Here is a 16,380-nt window from a genome sequence, read left to right as displayed (position 1 = left end):
ATAACTGGCGCCAGTTGGGTAAAGTGTCGGCTTTGGCTCCAGTCGCGCACCGCATGCTTTTCATTCCGCGTCATTTTCTTGTTCCTGTATGCATGGCGCTATGCGCCGCCACGGCATCCGCGCGCTATACGGTTGCGCTGGAAGCACCGGGCAACGTGGAAGAGTTGCTGTCGCGCCACCTTGATATCTATCGCTGGCGCGACGATGCCAAGTTCGATAACGAGGGCCTGGCGGTGCTGGTGGAGCGTGTACCGGAAGATGCCGCCGGCCTGCTCAATACCATCGGTTATTTTTCGCCGCAGGTCACGGCGCGGATCGATGCGACAGTCACACCCACCAAGGTGTTGATCACCGTGGTGCCGGGCGAGCTCACGCGCTTTCGCCAGATCGATTTCCAGCTCAATGGCGGTATCGATGATGACGATGCGCGCGAAGGCCGGCTGCAAACGCGCATCAGCAACAACTGGCAACTGAAGGAAGGCGATGTGTTCACCCAGGCGGGCTGGGATGACGCCAAGCGCCGCACGCTGCTGGCGCTGCAGAACGCGCGCTATCCGGCTGCACGGATCGAAAAAAGCCAGGTCAGGATCGATCCGGCCACGCACAGCGCCGATGTTACGCTGATTGCCAACAGCGGGCCTTCGTATACCTACGGCGAGATCACCGTGGAAGGGCTGTCGCGGTACCCGGCATCCATCGTGAAAGACCTGATCGATTTCAAGCCGGGCCAGACCTACCGGCGGCGGGACCTGCTCGATCTGCAGGCAGAAATCGAAAACCTGCCGTACTTCGGCGGTGCAGCGGTCGAGGCCATACCCAGCGATAGTGCGCCATGGGTAGCACCGGTGACGGTGCGCGTGCAGGAAGTGCCGCTGCAACGCCTGTCTGTCGGCGCCGGCTACAGCACCACGTCCGGCGCGCGTGGTTCGGTCGCCTATACCTATAACAACCTGTTCAACCGCGGCTGGGTGTTCGATGCGCAATCCACGCTGGATAGGGACACGCAGGAATTTGAAACCGGCGTGAGCTTCCCGCAGCGCAGCACCGGGTATTCGCATCGCATTTATGGCTCGCTCAAGCACGAGAACGTCGAGAACCTCGATACCCGCAGCAAGAAGCTGGGGGTGAGCCGTTCCATCACCCGCATCAACAACAGCAACGGCATCGACCGACTGATCACGCTGGAATACCTGACCGAGAAGCGCGACCGGGGCGGTGGCGATATCGACGAACTGACCGCACTGACGGCCAATTACCGCTGGATACGCCGTGATCTGGACAACCAGCGCGATCCGCATCGCGGCAACCTGCTGCAGCTGGAGGCCGGTGGTGCCGCCAAGGGCATGTTGTCCGACGAAACCTTCGTGCGGTTGTATGCGCGCGGTCAGCAATACCTGCCGTTTGCCGGCAAGGGTATTTTCGTTGCCCGCATGGAGCTGGGGCAAACCATCGCCAACGATCCCAACAAGGTGCCGACCGACTGGCTGTTCCGTGCCGGTGGCTCGGGCAGCGTGCGTGGCTACGATTACCAGAGCCTGGGTATCGCCGGTGAGGACGGCACCGTGCTGCCCGGCCAGGCGGTCGTTACCGCCACGCTGGAAGCCCAATACCCGGTCTACAAGGATTGGCGCGGCGCGGTGTTCGTCGATTATGGGGATGCCGCCGCCACGTTCGCAGACCTCAAGCCGGTGGCCGGTGCCGGCGTGGGCGCGCGCTGGGCCAGCCCGGTGGGCGTGGTGGGGGCTGACCTGGCCTACGGCTTCGACCGCGAGCAGGTGCGTTTCTATTTCAGTCTGGGGATGGCGTTCTGATGAGCAGCACCGTGCCGCCGCCCGTGGGTACCCCCGCAGATAGTGCCCAGCCGGCGCCGGCCGGGCGACGGCGCTGCCTGCTGCGCTGGATCATCTACAGCACGCTGGCCGTGCTGCTGTTGCTGGGGGTGGCGCTGTACGCGGGCATGCGCTGGGTGGACAGCCCGACGGGCCGCAGCTGGCTGATTGCCAAGCTCAATGCCTCCGGCGTGGTGAAGCTGGAGCGCATCGATGGCCCGATCTGGCGCGATGTGACAGTCAGCGGTATCGCGGTGGATAGCGACGCGGTCGCGGTCAAGATCGACCGCGTGCATCTGAAGTGGGAACCCTATTCGCTGTTTGCGCGGGATTTCTCTGCCAGCTTGCTCGATATCGGCACGGTGCTGATCCACAGCAAGCCGCAACCGCCCAAGGCGGCCAAGCCGACCACTGCACCTGCGGCCATCCGGTTGCCGCTGGGCATCCATATCGACGACGTGCGCATTGCCCGGCTGCAGCTGGCCGGTACGCCGGTGGATCTGCACGATATCCACCTGAAGGTATCGAGCAATGGCAACTTCCACCAGGTGACGCTCAAGCAGATGCTGTCCGCCTACGGGCGCACGTCCGCGAGGCTGCAACTGGAAGGCAAGCCGCCATTCAAGACGGCCGGTGCCATCGATTTCTCCGGCAAGATCGAAGACTACAACGTGGCAGCCAGCTACACGCTGGATGGCACCTTGCGCGATCTGCTGCTGAAGGGCCGCATCAGCGGCCAGCGCGTGGCTGGCGAGCTGGATTTGCGGGTCGATGCGTTTGCCCCTTACACCTACAACATCCTCAAGCAGGCCAAGTTGCGGATGGACAGGTTGAACCCGGCTGTGGTGTTGCCGGGCGTACCACAGGCAGAGTTGGGCATCCGCATGGATCTGGCGCCCAGCGGTGCCGATAGCGCCCATGGCGCGCTGGTAGTGACCAACGCCACACCGCGTGCGGCCAACAGCAATGGCTTGCCCTTCACGTTGCTGGAAGCAGATTTCGATCTCAAGGCCGCGCAGCTTGATCTCACCAGCCTGAATGCCCGTCTGCTGGGCGATGGCGCCATCAAGGGCAAGGGGCAGTTTCGTGCCGATCAGCTTGACGCGTTGTTCACGCTTACCGGCATCGATCTTGCCGCGCTGGTGCCCAGCGATGCAAAAACCCGCCTGGCAGGCACCGTCAGGCTCACCGGTCCTTACCAGGCACCGGATGTGAAGGCCGATCTGTCCGATGCGCTTTACAAGGCACAACTGAAGACCGATCTGGGCTGGATCAACCCGGAGAAAGAGCGCCGGCTGGCGATACGCAATCTGGAGCTCGCGCACGCCGGCAGCAGCGCCAAGCTGGCCGGCGAATTCGGCTTCGACAAGCAGGATTTCAAGGCAGAAGGGCAGTTTGCCCGCTTCAACCCGGCGGATTTCCTGGCGGTGCCAGCCGGTGAACTGAATGGTCATCTCAAGGCCAGCGGCGCACTCAAACCGCAATGGCAGGCGCAGGTGGATTATCTGTTCACTCCCAGCCGCTACAACGGCCAGCCACTGGCCGGGCAGGGCACGCTCAGGCTGGCGGACCAGCGTTTGTCCGATACCGATCTGTGGTTGCGCCTGGGCGACAACCGCATCGAGGCCAAGGGCGCGCTCGGGCGCGATGGTGACAAGCTGGCGCTGAAGCTGGGGCTGGATAACCTGGCGCAGATCGGCCATGGTTTTGCTGGCCGCGTGCGCGGCGATGCGCAATTGTCCGGCCAGCTGAGCGCGCCGCTGATCGTTGGTGACCTGGCCATCGATGCGCTCAATACGCCGTTTGGCCTGACGGTGCTGCATGGCCGGCTGCAAACGCAGCTGTACCCGGATCTGAACAAGCCGCTCAGGGTAGACCTGGCACTGGAGCGTGCACAGGGCTTCGGCGCCGAGGTGGGTTCGCTCAAGCTCAGCATCGATGGCACGCGGGCGGTGCATCACATCACGATGATTGCCGATGGCAAATACGCTGGCACCGCCATTGCCCTCAATCTGGCCGCTGCGGGTGGTTTATCTGCTGACTGGCAGTGGCGTGGCAGGCTGGACAAGCTGGAAGCCGAAGGCCCGGTGCCATTGCGCTTGCTGGCACCGCTGGATGCGGAATTCGGCGCCAATGCGGTGCGGCTGAGCGGTGCCCAGTTGGCCGCAGGCGAGAGCCGCCTGAATATCGACAAGGTCAACTGGCAACCCGGCAAGCTGGAAACTGCGGGCACGTTGAGCAAGCTGGTGGTGGCCGAATGGGTGAAGCTGGCCGGTATCAAGGATCTGGATACCGATCTGGCGCTATCCGGCCGCTGGCAGATCACCCAGGGCAGTACGCTGGATGGCATCGTTGAGCTGGGACGCAGCAGTGGCGATGCCGGCTGGCGCAACAGCGAAGGGCAGCGCCAGGCATTCAACCTGGACAAGCTCGACCTCAAGCTCACCGCCGTGCAGTCACGTGTGGCGCTGGTGGGGGATCTTGCCAGCACCCGCTTCGGCAACGTCAGCATCACCGGCGAGACCGTGGTAGATGCCGCGCGCTGGCAACCGGCCAATGGCGCGGCGCTCAACGTGAAGGCGGAAGGCAGCCTGCCGGATCTTGCCAAGCTGGCGCCGCTGTTCGGCGATACCATCCAGCTGGCGGGCAAGCTGCATTTCAATGTGCAGCGCAGCGGCCCGTTCGATGGCGCTGCCAATCTGTCTGGCGCGCTGGAAGGCGACGGCTTGCTGATCAAGGACAGCGAAACCGGCATCAACCTCACCGATGGCACCATGCGCGTGCGGCTGCAGCCGCAGCAAGTGATCCTGGATGCGGTGAAGTTCAAGGGCGGGCAAGGCAGCCTGTCGGCCAGCGGTACGCTGGAAATCGGCAGCGACAGCCCGGTGGCCAAGGCCACCATCGTGGCGCAGAAGCTCACGCTCATCAACAAGCCGGACATGCTGCTGATCGTCTCCGGCAAGGGCGATGTGGGTTATGGCAAGGACGGCCTGAGCGTAACCGGCCAGATGCGCGCCGATCAGGGCGATATCTATTACCGCAATGTGGATGTGCCCAAATTGTCGGATGACGTGGTGGTGGCTGGCCGCGAGCCCAAAACGGGTGGCGGCTTGCCATTGACTGCGCTGCAGTTTGATGTGGACCTGGGCGACAACTTCCATTTTCGCGGTTACGGGCTGGAAGCCGATCTGGTTGGCAGGCTGAGCCTGCGCGCCAAGCCCAGTCAGCCGCTGGCTGCATTTGGCCAGGTAAAGATCGCCGAGAACAGCGAAAGCACCTACAAGGCGTATGGTCAGAAGCTCGATATCGAACGTGGCGTGCTCAATTTCTCCGGCCCGCTGGAAAATCCTGGCCTGGATATCCTGGCCATGCGGCGCGGTTTGTCGGTGGAAGCTGGCGTGGCGGTGAAGGGTACGGCATCGAATCCACGGGTCACGCTGTATTCGGAACCCAGCGTGCCGGATAACGAAAAGCTGGCGTGGCTGCTATTCGGCCACGGTACCGATACCATGGACAAGGGCGATTCTGCGGTGCTGGCGCAGTTGCTCAGTGGCGTGCTCAGCGGCGGAGACCCCGGGCAGGGCTTTGCCGACGAAATCCTCGGCAACTTCGGCATTGATGAAGTGGGCATGGCCACCGACAAGATGGCCGATGGCACCAGCACGCAGGTGGTCTCGGTCAGCAAGCGGCTGACCAAGACCGTGCGCCTGTCGCTGGAAAAGAGCCTGAATGGCCTCAAGGACGCGATCAAACTCTCGTGGCAGTTTTCGAAGCGCTGGTCACTGGTCAGCCGTTTCGGCACCGATGAAAGCACGCTGGATGCCACCTATACCGTGCGCTTCGATTCGCTATGGGGTGATAAACAATAGCATGCGCAGGGTGTTGACCGGGCCTGCGATACCGCACAGCTGCGGCGCTCAAGCGCTGCTACCGCTGCAGTTGGAGGCGTGTGTGGGCTGACCTGCGGGCTCCTGGCTGGGGGTAGCGCCTCACTGGTTCTGCGTTTGGTACTGCTTGCGTTTTGCGCCTCAACGGCCGTAACTTGCCGGCTACGTTCCACCAGGTTTTGTTAGGGGCGCCAAGCCCGTGACGTGCCCGGTCGGTAGTACGTGCGTTCAGCTGGGCGCTTGGCCGGTACAGCTAGAGCGCGCGTGCCAGCACCCAAGCTTCCACATGTGCAGCACCGGCTTTTTTCAGTGCGCGTGCCGCTGCATCCAGGCTGGCTCCACTCGTCATTACATCATCCACCAGCGCAATGCGCAGGCCGCCGGCATCGGGCCTGGCGGTAAACGCGCCGCGCAGGTTCTTTTGCCGCGCCGCCAGCGTCAGCCGTGCTTGGTGTTCGGTATCGCGGTTGCGTAGCAGCAAGTCGTGGCGTAATGGCAGGTGGAACGCACGTGCCAGCGGCACGGCGATCTCGGTCGCCTGGTTGTAGCCGCGCTCTTTCAGCCGGTTGGGATGCAATGGCAATGGTACGATGGCGTCCACGGCGGGCGATACCGGCAAACGGTGCAGCAATACATCCGCCAGCAAGGGCAACACATGCCAGCGCCCGCCAAATTTGGCGGCGGGGATCAGTTGCCGGGCAACGCCGGCATAGCTGAGCGCGGCAAAGCTTGCATCGAATGCCGGCGGTGCCGCCAGACAGCCACCACACAAGCCGCCATCGCGCGTAGGCAATGCGCAGCGCGGGCACAGCGCCGCCGGCAATTTGGGCAGGTCGGCATCACAACCCGCGCACAGGCCGCGTTTGCACAGGCAGCCGCACAGCAGGCAACTGGCCGGCAATGCCAGCGTGCGGGTGGCGACGTTGCGCCAGTGTTGTAACTTGTTCAGAAAATTCATTTTTGAATTTGACAACTGTGCATGCTCGTCGGGACAATCGGTTCATTACTGTTTAGACCAGATCACGCCGGATGAATGCACCGCACACCATCGAACTGAAACGCCGCCAGCCCCATGCTGAAACGCATAACTGGACTGTCGAGGCGGTAGCCGGGCTGTTTGCGCTGCCGTTCAACGATCTGCTGTTCCGTGCGCAGCAAACGCACCGTGAACACTTCGATGCCAACAAGGTGCAGCTGTCCACGTTGCTGAGTGTGAAAACCGGCGGCTGCAGCGAGGATTGTGGCTACTGCCCGCAAGCGGCACGCTACCATACCGGCGTGGAAGCTGAACCGTTGATGAAGGCGGACGACGTACTGGAAGTTGCACGCATCGCCAAGGAAAACGGCGCCAGCCGCTTCTGCATGGGCGGCGCGTGGCGCAGCCCCAAGCAGCGCGATCTGGATGAACTCAAGAAGATGATTGCCGGCGTGAAGGCATTGGGGCTGGAAACCTGTGGCACCTTCGGCATGCTCAAGGAAGGCATGGCCGAACAGCTCAAGGATTCCGGCCTCGACTACTACAACCACAACCTCGATACCGCACCGGAAAAGTACGGCGATATCGTGTCCACCCGTGAATACGATGATCGCCTCGACACGCTGGGCAAGGTACGCAAGGCCGGCCTGCACGTGTGTACCGGTGGCATTGTCGGCATGGGCGAAACGCGCGAGCAGCGCGCTGGCCTGCTCAACCAGCTGGCCAACCTGGACCCACAGCCCGAATCCGTGCCGATCAACAATCTGGTGGCGGTAGAAGGCACGCCGCTGGCCGGTGCAGACCCGCTGGACTGGACCGAGTTCGTGCGCACCATCGCAGTGGCCCGCATCACCATGCCCAAGTCCTTCGTGCGCCTGTCTGCCGGCCGCCAGCAAATGCCGGAGGCGATGCAGGCTCTGTGCTTCATGGCGGGGGCCAATTCCATTTTCTATGGCGACAAGCTGCTGACCACCGGCAACCCGGATGTTACGCGCGATCAGGCGCTGTTCCGCAAACTGGATATCCAGCCGCTGTAATCCCGACCAGCCCGGCAACTGCCGGGTTTTTCATGCTCCCATGGCTGACAAGAAGATGACGGAGCAGCTGTGCTTGATGTATGTTCTGCTGCACATCCAGCCAAAACCCAGCCAGGAGCGCAGTGATGATCGACCATACCGGCGTAGCAGTCAGCGATTTCGCGCGTAGCAAAGCCTTTTATACCCAGGCGCTGGCACCACTGGGCTACGCATTGCTGGCTGAGTTTCCCGCTGCAGTTACCGGCAGTGTGGATGTCGCCGGTTTTGGCGAGCCGCCCAAGCCGGATTTCTGGATCCACCGCGGCACCCCCAACAACCCGCCCATCCACGTGGCAATCCGCGCTGGCAGCCGTGCGCAAGTGGATGCGTTTCATCAGGCCGCGCTGGCTGCAGGCGGCCGCGACAATGGCAAGCCGGGCATCCGCGCGCACTACCACCCCGATTACTACGGCGCCTACGTGCTGGATCCGGATGGCCATAATATCGAAGCGGTCTGCCATGACCCTGCCTGAGCGCCAGCCAGCCACCGCTCAACCACGCCTTTACCGGAATTGCTGATTTGACCTGTCGTTCCATCCTGCTGTTGCTGGCCAGTTTGCTGCTGGCCGCCTGTGCCACCGAGATGAAGCAAGCCGACCCCGCAACCGCGCAAGCCGCCAGCGTGGCATTCCAGAACAGCAGCCTCAGCCCCAAGAACGGCGGCAAGCTGATCGGGCAGGGCGAGCTGCTGCCCGGCGACATCATTCTTTCTGCCACTGATGGCATCACCTCGGCCGGTATCCGCCTGTTCACGCTGGCGCCAGTCAGCCACGCCGCGCTGTATGTGGGCGATGACCTGATCGCCGAGGCAGTGGGCGAGGGCGTGCGGCTGCGCGCTGTCAGCCAGGTACTGGAAGAAGAAGCCGTGGTGGTGGCGTTCCGCCGCAGCGATCTGACCGTGGCACAGGCAGCGGAAATCCGCCACTTTGCCGAGGCGCAGGTCGGCCGCCAATACAACTATGTGGGCGTGATGCTGCACGCGCCATTCTCGATCGAACGGCGCATCTGCGATTTGCCGCTGATGCCGGCCGTCACGCGCGATGCCTGCATGCGTGGCATCGCCACCATCCAACTGGGCACGCCGGACAACGACCGCTTTTTCTGCTCGCAATTCGTGATCGAAGCCTACCGCGTGGCCGGCCTGCCGATTACCGACGTCAACCCGCGCTGGGTCAGCCCGGCCGATATCCTGCACATGCGCGAAGACGACGTGCCATCGATCAAGATTCACCAGCCCCTCGTTTACGTGGGCCACCTCAAATTCCAGGCGTCACCTGCCGCTGCACTGGCAAGGCGCTGATCCACCCACAGGGAGTTCCCATGCTCGATGCTGCACTAGCTGCTGCGCATTACCTGGCCATTTTGCTGCTGGTCACCTTTCTTGCCATCGAAACCGTACTGATCAAGCGCGAGTGGATGCCACTGGCCGCCACCCGTTTGGCCCGCTACGACGCGCTGTACGCATTGATGGCCGTGCTGGTGCTGGGTACCGGTTTGCTGCGGGTGTTTTATGGCATCAAGGGCTCGGCATTCTATGTGCACAACCCGGTATTCCACGCCAAGGTGACCCTGTTCGTGGTGATCGGCCTGCTGTCCGCTTGGCCCACCACGCGTTTCCTGGCCTGGAAAAAAGCCGCTGCCGCTGATCCCGCATTCATTCCTGCAGACAAGGAACTGAAGACGGTACGCCGCCTGGTGATGATCGAAGTACACCTGCTGGCGCTGATTCCGGTGCTGGCTGCCTGTATGGCGCGGGGGATTGGCTTGCCGGGGTGATGGTTTGCTGCGCTTGTACGATCAGGTGATGACTGCTTGCCTGCAGGCATTATCCGGTAGCGGGATCAATAAACATCGGGGGCGCAAAAGCGCCCCCGATGTTTATTGACGGTTGCAGCGGCAGCCGCTGCAATCCTGACTTATGCCGTAGGCATTTCCCCGCCCAGCGCCTCGATCAGCACCGGCACGAACAGGCGCAATTCGCCCACGGTCAGCGCAAAGCTGCCCTCGAACAATGCCTGCTGATCCTGGCCATCGGCGTCTTTCAGCTGGTCCTGCAGCACGTCCAGCATGGTCAGGCGTTTGATTTCCAGTTTTTCGGTCAGTTGGAACGCCAGTTTGTCTTCCCAGGACAGCGCCAGCTTGGCTACCAGTTTGCCAGTCTCCAGATGATGCAGCACTTCCGGAGTATCCAGCGCCTGACGGGTCAGGCGGGCGATGGCGCCGCCATCACCCGGCTCGCGCAGCTCGGCATCCTGGCCCAGGTCGAACACGCCTTCGGCCGGGTTTTCCAGCCACAGCGTCATGGCGGTCTGCGGTGTGGTCTGGGTATTGATCAGGCGCGTGGGCAGGCTGCCCAGCGTTTCGCGCAGGATGGACAACAGTTGCTCGGCCTTGGCGGAGCTGGCGCTCTCCACCAGCACCAGGCCGGCTTGCAGGTCGATCAGCGCGCGCTGGCTGCGCGAGCGGCTGAACGCCTTGGGAATCAGCTCCTCGGTGACGCGCTCCTTGATGTCTTTCGCTTCCTTGCGGCCAACGCGGCGGTTTTCTTCGGCCTCGATCCTGGCGATGCGCTCGTCCACTTCTTCCTTGATCACCGGGCCGGGCAGGATTTTTTCTTCGGTCTTGAGCGTGACCAGCACGGCATCCTGGCTGGCAAACACCATCAGGTCCGGCGCGAAGCGCGCAGGGGGTACCCAGCCCTGGCTGAACAGGTCGTGCGTGCCGCACGGCAGCCACGGCCGCTTGGCCAGCGCTTCTGCAATGGTTTCGGCCTTCAGGGCGTGATCGGGGGAAAGGCGGTAAAGCTGGAGATTGCGGAACCAGAGCATGGGGATTTCCTGATTGGAGCAGTGTACGGCAGGGCGAAGGATTCTACCGGGGTGCCCTGCGGTTGCCTATGTTGTTGTTTGTAAGGTTTAAACTTACGTTATTGCTTGCGCGATATCGCGTACTAGACGAACATCAGCATTTGTTGATTATCCAGCAATGCCGCTCGCGCCAGCTACGCTAGAACGGTAATGCACAGTAATGAGGGAAGGCGCACCCATGCGTATCCAGACCAAACTTTATCTTTTTGCCGGTATTGCACTCGGCCTGTTGTTGATTACCGCCTTCTTTGGCTGGTTGGGCGTGCGCAACGGCGAGACCGCAGTCGAGCAGATTGCCGATGAAGCATTGCCATCGGTACTGAACCTGCAAACATTGGGCGAAGCCCAGCAGGCGATCCGCGCGCAAGAGCTGATCGTGCTGGCCATCGCGCGGATGGAAAGCCCGGGTGAGGCGCTCAAAAAGCAACTGGCCATCAAGCAGCAGGTATGGGCACACGCGGAGGAAAGCTTCCAGCGTTACCAGAAACTGAACAAGGCCGACGAAGAGGCCGCGCTGTGGAAAACCTTCGAAGGCCAGTGGAAGGCATGGAAGGATGCCGATGCCGGCCTGTCGGACAACCAGAACAAGATTGCCGATGGCATGGTTACGCTCGATACCTATCAGGTGGCGTACCAGCAATCGGAAAGCCTGTTTGAAACCGCCGCAACCACCTTGCGCTCGCTGATCGCCTTCAACCAGAAGGAAGCCGAGCGCATCACCGCCGATACCCGCAGCGCCAATACCAAGGTCAAGGGGGGGCTGGCGACGGCAACGCTGATTGCGCTGGTGGCACTGTCGGCCACTGCGGTGCTGATCATCCGCATGGTGATGAGCCAGATCCAGGGCATGGTGGGCGCGATCGAAACCGTGCAGCGCAGTCTGGATCTGTCCACACGGGCTCCGGTGGCCGGGCGTGATGAACTCTCCAATGCCGCGCGGCTGCTCAACGGCCTGTTCGATACGCTGCAAAGCAGCTTGCGCACCGTGGCGCAGCGCAGCCGCGAAGTGCAGGCCGAGGCGGGCACCGTGGCGCAAAGCAGCCGGCAGATTGCCGATGGCACCAACCGGCAGAGCGAATCGACTTCCGCCATGGCTGCCGCAGTCGAAGAGCTGTACACCAGCATCGAGAGCCTGTCCAACAGCTCGCAACAGGTGCTGGAAACTGCGCGCACCGCCGAGCAACTGGCCGGGCAGAGTGATCGCCAACTGGGGCAGGCTGCCAATGAAATCGGCAAGATGGTCGATACCATCCAGGAATCCGTGGCGGATGTATCCAAGCTGGCCGGGCAGGCGGAAGAAATTGGCCGCATCGTGGGCGTGATCAAGGCGATTGCCGATCAGACCAACCTGCTGGCGCTGAACGCCGCGATCGAAGCGGCGCGTGCCGGCGAGCAGGGCCGCGGCTTTGCCGTGGTGGCCGATGAAGTGCGCAAGCTGGCCGAGCATACCGGCCGCTCCACTGCCGAAATTACCGTCACCATCGAGGCCATCCAGCAGCAAACGCGGCTGGCGGCCAGCAAGCTGCTCAACGGTGAAACGCTGGTCAAATCCGGCGTGGCGCTGGTGCATGGCTTGGTGGAGCCGGTGCGCCAGCTGCACGATGGCGCCGCCCATACCCGCAACGAGCTCAATGTGCTGATCGAAGCGCTGGGCGAGCAGACGTCCGCCGCACAGCACATCGGCCTGCACGTGGAGAAGGTGTCCAACTTTGCCGGGCAGAACAGCCAGGAAGCGCTCAACTCGGCCGGCTCTGCCGGCAAGCTGCGCGATATCGTGGCTGGCCTGGATACGGAAATCGCCCGCTTCCGCGTGTAACGCCTCCGGCCTGATGACGGATGGGTTACAGATACGGAACTTTGCAACTGCAGATTTGCCAATGAGAACGGTTCCCATTTTTGCTAAAATGGGACCAGACACTCATGAACGCTATCTGGAGCTTTGCTGTGAAAAAGAACGCCGTGCTGGCTGCGATTCTGACTGCGTGTGCTGCGCTGGCCGCGCAGGCCGAAACCGTCACCGTGTATTCCTCGCGCAACGAACAACTGATCAAGCCGCTGTTTGATGCCTATACCAAGGAAACCGGCGTCGAAATCCGCGTGCTCACCGGTCAGGACGGCCCGCTGCTGGAGCGCCTGAAAGCCGAGGGCGCCAATACCCCTGCCGACATGCTGATCACGGTCGACGCCGGCAATCTGTGGCGCGCTACCAGCCTGGGCATCCTCAAGGCCACGCAATCGAAAGCGATTGAAGAGCATATCCCCGTGCACCTGCGAGATCCGGAGGGCCATTGGTATGGCTTGTCGGTCCGTGCCCGTACCATCTTCTACAGCCCGGCCCGCGTAAAGCCGGCTGATCTCTCTACCTATGAAGATCTGGCAGACCCCAGGTGGAAGGGCCGGCTGTGCCTGCGCACGTCCAAGTCGGTGTACAACCAATCTCTGGTGGGCATGATGATCGCGCAGTACGGCGAAGCCAAAACCGAGAAAATGGTGCGCGGCTGGGTGGCCAACCTCGCCACCAACCCGTTCCCGGACGACACCAAGATGCTGGAAGCACTGGCTGCCGGCCAGTGCGACGTAGCGGTTGCCAACAGCTACTATTTTGGCCGCCTGGTTGCCGCCAAGCCGGATTTCCCGGTCAAGCTGTTCTGGGCCAACCAGAATGCCGAAGGCACGCATGTCAACGTATCCGGTGCGGGCGTAACGCGCTATGCCAGGAACGAGAAGGGCGCACTCAAGCTGATCGAATGGCTGGCATCGGACAAGGCGCAGAAGATGTACGCCGACAAGGATATGGAGTTCCCCGCCAACCCCAAGATCAAGCCCAATGATGTGGTGCTGGGCTGGGGTACGTTCCGCCCGAACGTGATCAACGTCTCCAAGGCGGGCGAGCTGCAGGGCAAGGCGGTGCAGTTGATGGACCGCGCCGGCTATAAATAAGCCCGTTGCATTGCCGGCCGGCTGTGCTTTGTTGGCAAGCGCAAAGCATGACAGCCGGGTGTGTTTCGCCTAAGGTGGTTCACCGTTGATCTGAACCGGAGGCCATGCAGTGGACCCACGTGCTGTGCTGGAAACCTGGCGTAGCCAGCGCGCCCTGGACGATGCCGGCTATCGTTGGGCGCTGCAGCAGCTGGGCATCTTGCCGGATCTTGCGCGCTGGCGGGGCCAGATCGAACGGTTGCTGCTGGTATGCGGGATGCTGTGCGTGGCTGTCGGCGCGATCTCGCTGCTGACCGCGTTCGACTGGCATGCCTGGCCACGCCTTGCCGTGCTAGGGCTGGTACAAGCCATCTGGCTGGCGCTGCTGGCCGTGGCGTGGCTGAGCTGGGGGCGCAGGCCCGAATCCCGATCCGCGCGCTGGGGGCTGTTTGCCATTGCCGTGATGGCGGGCCTCTGGCTGGGTGTGGTGGATACCGCTTATCCCTCCGGCATGGATGGCTGGCAATTCCTGCTGCTGTGGGCCGCGCTGGCGCTGCCTTGGGCCGTGCTGGCAAGGTGGATGCCGCTGTGGGTGTTCTGGGGCCTGCTGATGGCTTGGGCGCTGAAAGAGCTGCCCGGACAGCTGCGCATGCCGGGTGGCGTGCTGGTGGAGCCGTATGCATGGGTCAACCTGCCCATGCTGGCCTTCCTGCTGCTGTCACAGGGCGTGGTGGAATGGTTGCTGCGCGGCAGACAACAATGGGCGCAGCGCATCCTGCCCAGGCTACTGGGTGCGCTGCTGGCGGTGATGCTGACCTTCGGCCTATGCATGGCCATACTCGAAGCCCCGTCAATCGGCACAGACCATTTCATCAGCGGTGTTGCAGTTGGCGTGCTGTGGCTGATCTGGGCTGCGGCAAGCCTGTTTGCTTATTACCGGCGGCAAGAGCTGTTCTTGCTGGCGCTACCGCTGTTTGCCGCCTGGGCGGTCGGCATCACGCTGGCGTGCAAGGCTGGCCGTCTTGAGCTGATCCTGTCGCTGCTGGCCGTGCTCGCCGTGTTTGGCCTGTCTGCCATCAGCTGGTGGCTCAACCGCCTGAACCGGCGCTGGTCCGCCAATCCCGTCAGCACTGCAGGTGCCGCCATGATGACTCCGGAAACACAGGAGCAGCGATGACAACCCCGACGCGTTTTGATGAGGTCGTTGCCGCGTTGCGCGCATCCGGGCAACTCGCGGCCGATGCCGTGTTGCCAGTGCAGGAAGACAGCATGCCGTGGCCGGTACTGGTGCTGCAGGCGGTGGCGGCATGGGTGGCCGCCGCGCTGCTGACCATTGCCGTGGTGGTGGCCGCCGGTATCAGCGGCAGCAACGTGCTCTACATTGCTTGCGGTGTGGTGCTGCTGTTGGGCGCAGGTGGGCTGCTGCGAACCAGCAAGGTCTATTTCCTCACGCAGATTGCCATCCCCACGGTGATTGCCGGCGCTGCGCTGGTGATCGCCGGTGTTGATCCCGGTTCCAGCACCACGATCTGGATGTTCGGTTTTGCGGCGCTGCTGTTCGCGGTGTTCCCCAACGTGCTGCTGCGTTTCATTGCCGCCGTTACGCTGCTGGCCGTGCTGTGGTACTGGCTGACGCCAGGCCCGTTTTTTGCGCCATACAGCACTGACGTACCAGCGCCAACCAGCGGCATGGCCTGGCGTTTTGCCGCCGGTGCAGCGCGGGATACGGTGTATGGCCTGGCACTGTGGTGGCTGTGGGTACGCCCGGTCGGTGCTGATTCGCCGTGGCTACCGGTACGGCATGCGCTGCTGGTGGTGGCCTTGCTGGCTATCGGTGGGTGGGCGGATTTGTTCATCGGCAGGCCCGGCGGCGCAGACCCCTATTGGGGCATGGGCTGGCAGCAGCCGGTGGTGATATGGGCATTGCGTTTGCTGGGGCTGTTGCCGCTGCTGGTGGCGGTGGTGCATGACGTGCGGCGCAACCCCGGCCTGCACCGGTGGCTGACGCCGCTGGCCATCCTGCTGCCCTTCTGCGCGCTGGCGCCGGGCGTGGCGCTGGCCGGCCTGCTGGTCTGGCTGGGGTTGGGTGAAGGACGCAAGGTGCTGCTCTGGCTGGGCGTGGCTGCCGGCGTGTTCGGCTTTGCCGATTTTTATGGTCGTTTCCCTGTGCCGCTACCAGACAAAGGCCTGCTGTTGCTGGCCATCGGCTTGTTGCTGGTGGGCAACTGGGCATGGCTGCGCAGGCGGCCCGCATGAAGGCTGGCAGAAAAACCACTTTCATCGTTGCCGCGCTTGCCACCCTGTTGCTGCTCAATGCGCCGGTCTGGCGGGCCGAGCAGACGCTGGCGCACGGCCGGCGCGTACTGCTGGCGCTGCAGCCAGTCGCGGCTGATTCATTGCAGCGTGGCAGCGTCATGCTGCTCGATTACCCGTTGCAGGCGCAGATCAGTGCTGCCATGGGCATTCCTGAAGCCGAGCGTGGCTATGGCCACAGCAATGCCTTGCAGGCAGTAGAGGGCGATGTGCTGCATGCGATGGTGGTGCTGGATCAGCATGATGTCGCGCACCTTAGCCGCGTGGGCAGGGTGGGGGTATTACCGCGTGCCGGGGAAATCCCGATCAGGGTAAAATGGTGGTCCGACACAGCAGCGTTGCCCAGCCGGTCATATCCATTGCCGGATGAAGACCGTGGCCGTTTTACCAGTGCACGCTATGCCGACTACCGCGTGGCGGACGATGGCACCGCGCTGCTGGCCGGCTTGCTGGATGCAGCGCGCAGGCCGATTGATCCACCGGATCGCCAGTAAGCGGCCGTACGCTGCCCCG

General features: G+C 62.8%; 13 protein-coding genes. 11 read left to right on the top strand and 2 right to left on the bottom strand.

Annotation, left to right across the window (positions count from 1 at the left end; all coding sequences use genetic code 11):
* Positions 1-92 precede the first annotated feature (92 nt).
* Both IGB42_RS02670 and IGB42_RS02665 read left to right on the top strand, forming a co-directional pair.
* Complete coding sequence (locus IGB42_RS02670) at positions 93-1,811, top strand: autotransporter assembly complex family protein (RefSeq protein WP_159666244.1); 1,719 nt, start codon at positions 93-95, stop codon at positions 1,809-1,811.
* Positions 1,811-5,698 carry a translocation/assembly module TamB domain-containing protein gene (locus IGB42_RS02665; protein WP_159666241.1) on the top strand — a complete coding sequence of 1,296 codons (3,888 nt, stop codon included), beginning with the start codon at positions 1,811-1,813 and terminating at the stop codon, positions 5,696-5,698. Before IGB42_RS02670 ends, IGB42_RS02665 begins: the two co-directional genes overlap by 1 nt.
* 271 nt (positions 5,699-5,969) lie before the next feature.
* On the opposite strand, the gene IGB42_RS02660 is transcribed toward IGB42_RS02665, so the two are convergent.
* The gene (locus IGB42_RS02660) at positions 5,970-6,674 is read right to left on the bottom strand and encodes a ComF family protein (protein WP_159666238.1); all 705 of its coding nucleotides are present in this window, start codon (positions 6,672-6,674) and stop codon (positions 5,970-5,972) included.
* Positions 6,675-6,745: 71 nt separating this feature from the next.
* Here IGB42_RS02660 and bioB point away from each other — a divergent pair, with 71 nt between their 5' ends.
* The 4 genes from bioB to IGB42_RS02640 all read left to right on the top strand — a co-directional run bounded on the left by bioB (position 6,746) and on the right by IGB42_RS02640 (position 9,544).
* Complete coding sequence (gene bioB / locus IGB42_RS02655) at positions 6,746-7,729, top strand: biotin synthase BioB (protein ID WP_159666235.1); 984 nt, start codon at positions 6,746-6,748, stop codon at positions 7,727-7,729.
* A gap of 125 nt (positions 7,730-7,854) precedes the next feature.
* On the top strand, positions 7,855-8,241 hold the full coding sequence (locus IGB42_RS02650) for a VOC family protein (protein WP_159666232.1): 387 nt from the start codon (positions 7,855-7,857) through the stop codon (positions 8,239-8,241).
* Between the two features lie 47 nt (positions 8,242-8,288).
* Positions 8,289-9,068: a YaeF family permuted papain-like enzyme gene (locus IGB42_RS02645; protein WP_159666229.1), complete on the top strand. Its 780-nt coding sequence runs from the start codon at positions 8,289-8,291 to the stop codon at positions 9,066-9,068.
* 20 nt (positions 9,069-9,088) lie between these two features.
* Positions 9,089-9,544 carry a DUF2214 family protein gene (locus tag IGB42_RS02640; RefSeq protein WP_159666226.1) on the top strand — a complete coding sequence of 152 codons (456 nt, stop codon included), beginning with the start codon at positions 9,089-9,091 and terminating at the stop codon, positions 9,542-9,544.
* Positions 9,545-9,684: 140 nt separating this feature from the next.
* Here IGB42_RS02640 and IGB42_RS02635 read toward each other — a convergent pair whose 3' ends face one another.
* Positions 9,685-10,596, bottom strand: coding sequence for a recombination-associated protein RdgC (locus IGB42_RS02635; RefSeq protein ID WP_159666222.1), 912 nt, complete (start codon positions 10,594-10,596; stop codon positions 9,685-9,687).
* A gap of 217 nt (positions 10,597-10,813) precedes the next feature.
* On the opposite strand from IGB42_RS02635, the gene IGB42_RS02630 reads away from it, so the two are divergent.
* From IGB42_RS02630 to IGB42_RS02610, 5 genes are all read left to right on the top strand, one after another.
* Positions 10,814-12,451 carry a methyl-accepting chemotaxis protein gene (locus IGB42_RS02630; protein ID WP_159666219.1) on the top strand — a complete coding sequence of 546 codons (1,638 nt, stop codon included), beginning with the start codon at positions 10,814-10,816 and terminating at the stop codon, positions 12,449-12,451.
* Positions 12,452-12,579: 128 nt separating this feature from the next.
* A complete protein-coding gene (locus IGB42_RS02625) occupies positions 12,580-13,575 on the top strand; it encodes an extracellular solute-binding protein (protein ID WP_159666216.1) in 996 nt (331 codons plus the stop codon).
* Positions 13,576-13,684: 109 nt separating this feature from the next.
* Positions 13,685-14,731 (top strand): DUF2157 domain-containing protein, encoded by a 1,047-nt coding sequence (locus IGB42_RS02620; protein ID WP_159666213.1) that lies wholly within the window; start codon positions 13,685-13,687, stop codon positions 14,729-14,731.
* Positions 14,728-15,810, top strand: coding sequence for a DUF4401 domain-containing protein (locus IGB42_RS02615; RefSeq protein WP_159666210.1), 1,083 nt, complete (start codon positions 14,728-14,730; stop codon positions 15,808-15,810). The genes IGB42_RS02620 and IGB42_RS02615 overlap by 4 nt, the downstream gene beginning before the upstream one ends.
* Entirely contained in the window at positions 15,807-16,361 is a 555-nt protein-coding gene (locus IGB42_RS02610; protein WP_159666207.1) for a GDYXXLXY domain-containing protein, read from the top strand. Before IGB42_RS02615 ends, IGB42_RS02610 begins: the two co-directional genes overlap by 4 nt.
* The last annotated feature ends 19 nt before the right edge of the window (positions 16,362-16,380 follow it).

It is taken from the genome of Andreprevotia sp. IGB-42, assembly GCF_009848685.1.
In the GTDB taxonomy this organism is placed as follows: domain Bacteria; phylum Pseudomonadota; class Gammaproteobacteria; order Burkholderiales; family Chitinibacteraceae; genus Andreprevotia.
The sequence above is the reverse complement of the archived record's forward strand: the minus strand, read 5'-3'. Positions and strand labels throughout refer to the sequence as shown.

Bases quoted from the DNA above. Each gene is read 5' to 3' on its own strand.
- IGB42_RS02615 (WP_159666210.1), top strand. From the start codon at position 14,728: ATGACAACCCCGACGCGTTTTGATGAGGTCGTTGCCGCGTTGCGCGCA.
- bioB (WP_159666235.1), top strand. From the start codon at position 6,746: ATGAATGCACCGCACACCATCGAACTGAAACGCCGCCAGCCCCATGCT.
- IGB42_RS02650 (WP_159666232.1), top strand. From the start codon at position 7,855: ATGATCGACCATACCGGCGTAGCAGTCAGCGATTTCGCGCGTAGCAAA.
- IGB42_RS02665 (WP_159666241.1), top strand. From the start codon at position 1,811: ATGAGCAGCACCGTGCCGCCGCCCGTGGGTACCCCCGCAGATAGTGCC.
- IGB42_RS02640 (WP_159666226.1), top strand. From the start codon at position 9,089: ATGCTCGATGCTGCACTAGCTGCTGCGCATTACCTGGCCATTTTGCTG.
- IGB42_RS02660 (WP_159666238.1), bottom strand. From the start codon at position 6,674: ATGAATTTTCTGAACAAGTTACAACACTGGCGCAACGTCGCCACCCGC.
- IGB42_RS02670 (WP_159666244.1), top strand. From the start codon at position 93: ATGGCGCTATGCGCCGCCACGGCATCCGCGCGCTATACGGTTGCGCTG.
- IGB42_RS02610 (WP_159666207.1), top strand. From the start codon at position 15,807: ATGAAGGCTGGCAGAAAAACCACTTTCATCGTTGCCGCGCTTGCCACC.
- IGB42_RS02635 (WP_159666222.1), bottom strand. From the start codon at position 10,596: ATGCTCTGGTTCCGCAATCTCCAGCTTTACCGCCTTTCCCCCGATCAC.
- IGB42_RS02630 (WP_159666219.1), top strand. From the start codon at position 10,814: ATGCGTATCCAGACCAAACTTTATCTTTTTGCCGGTATTGCACTCGGC.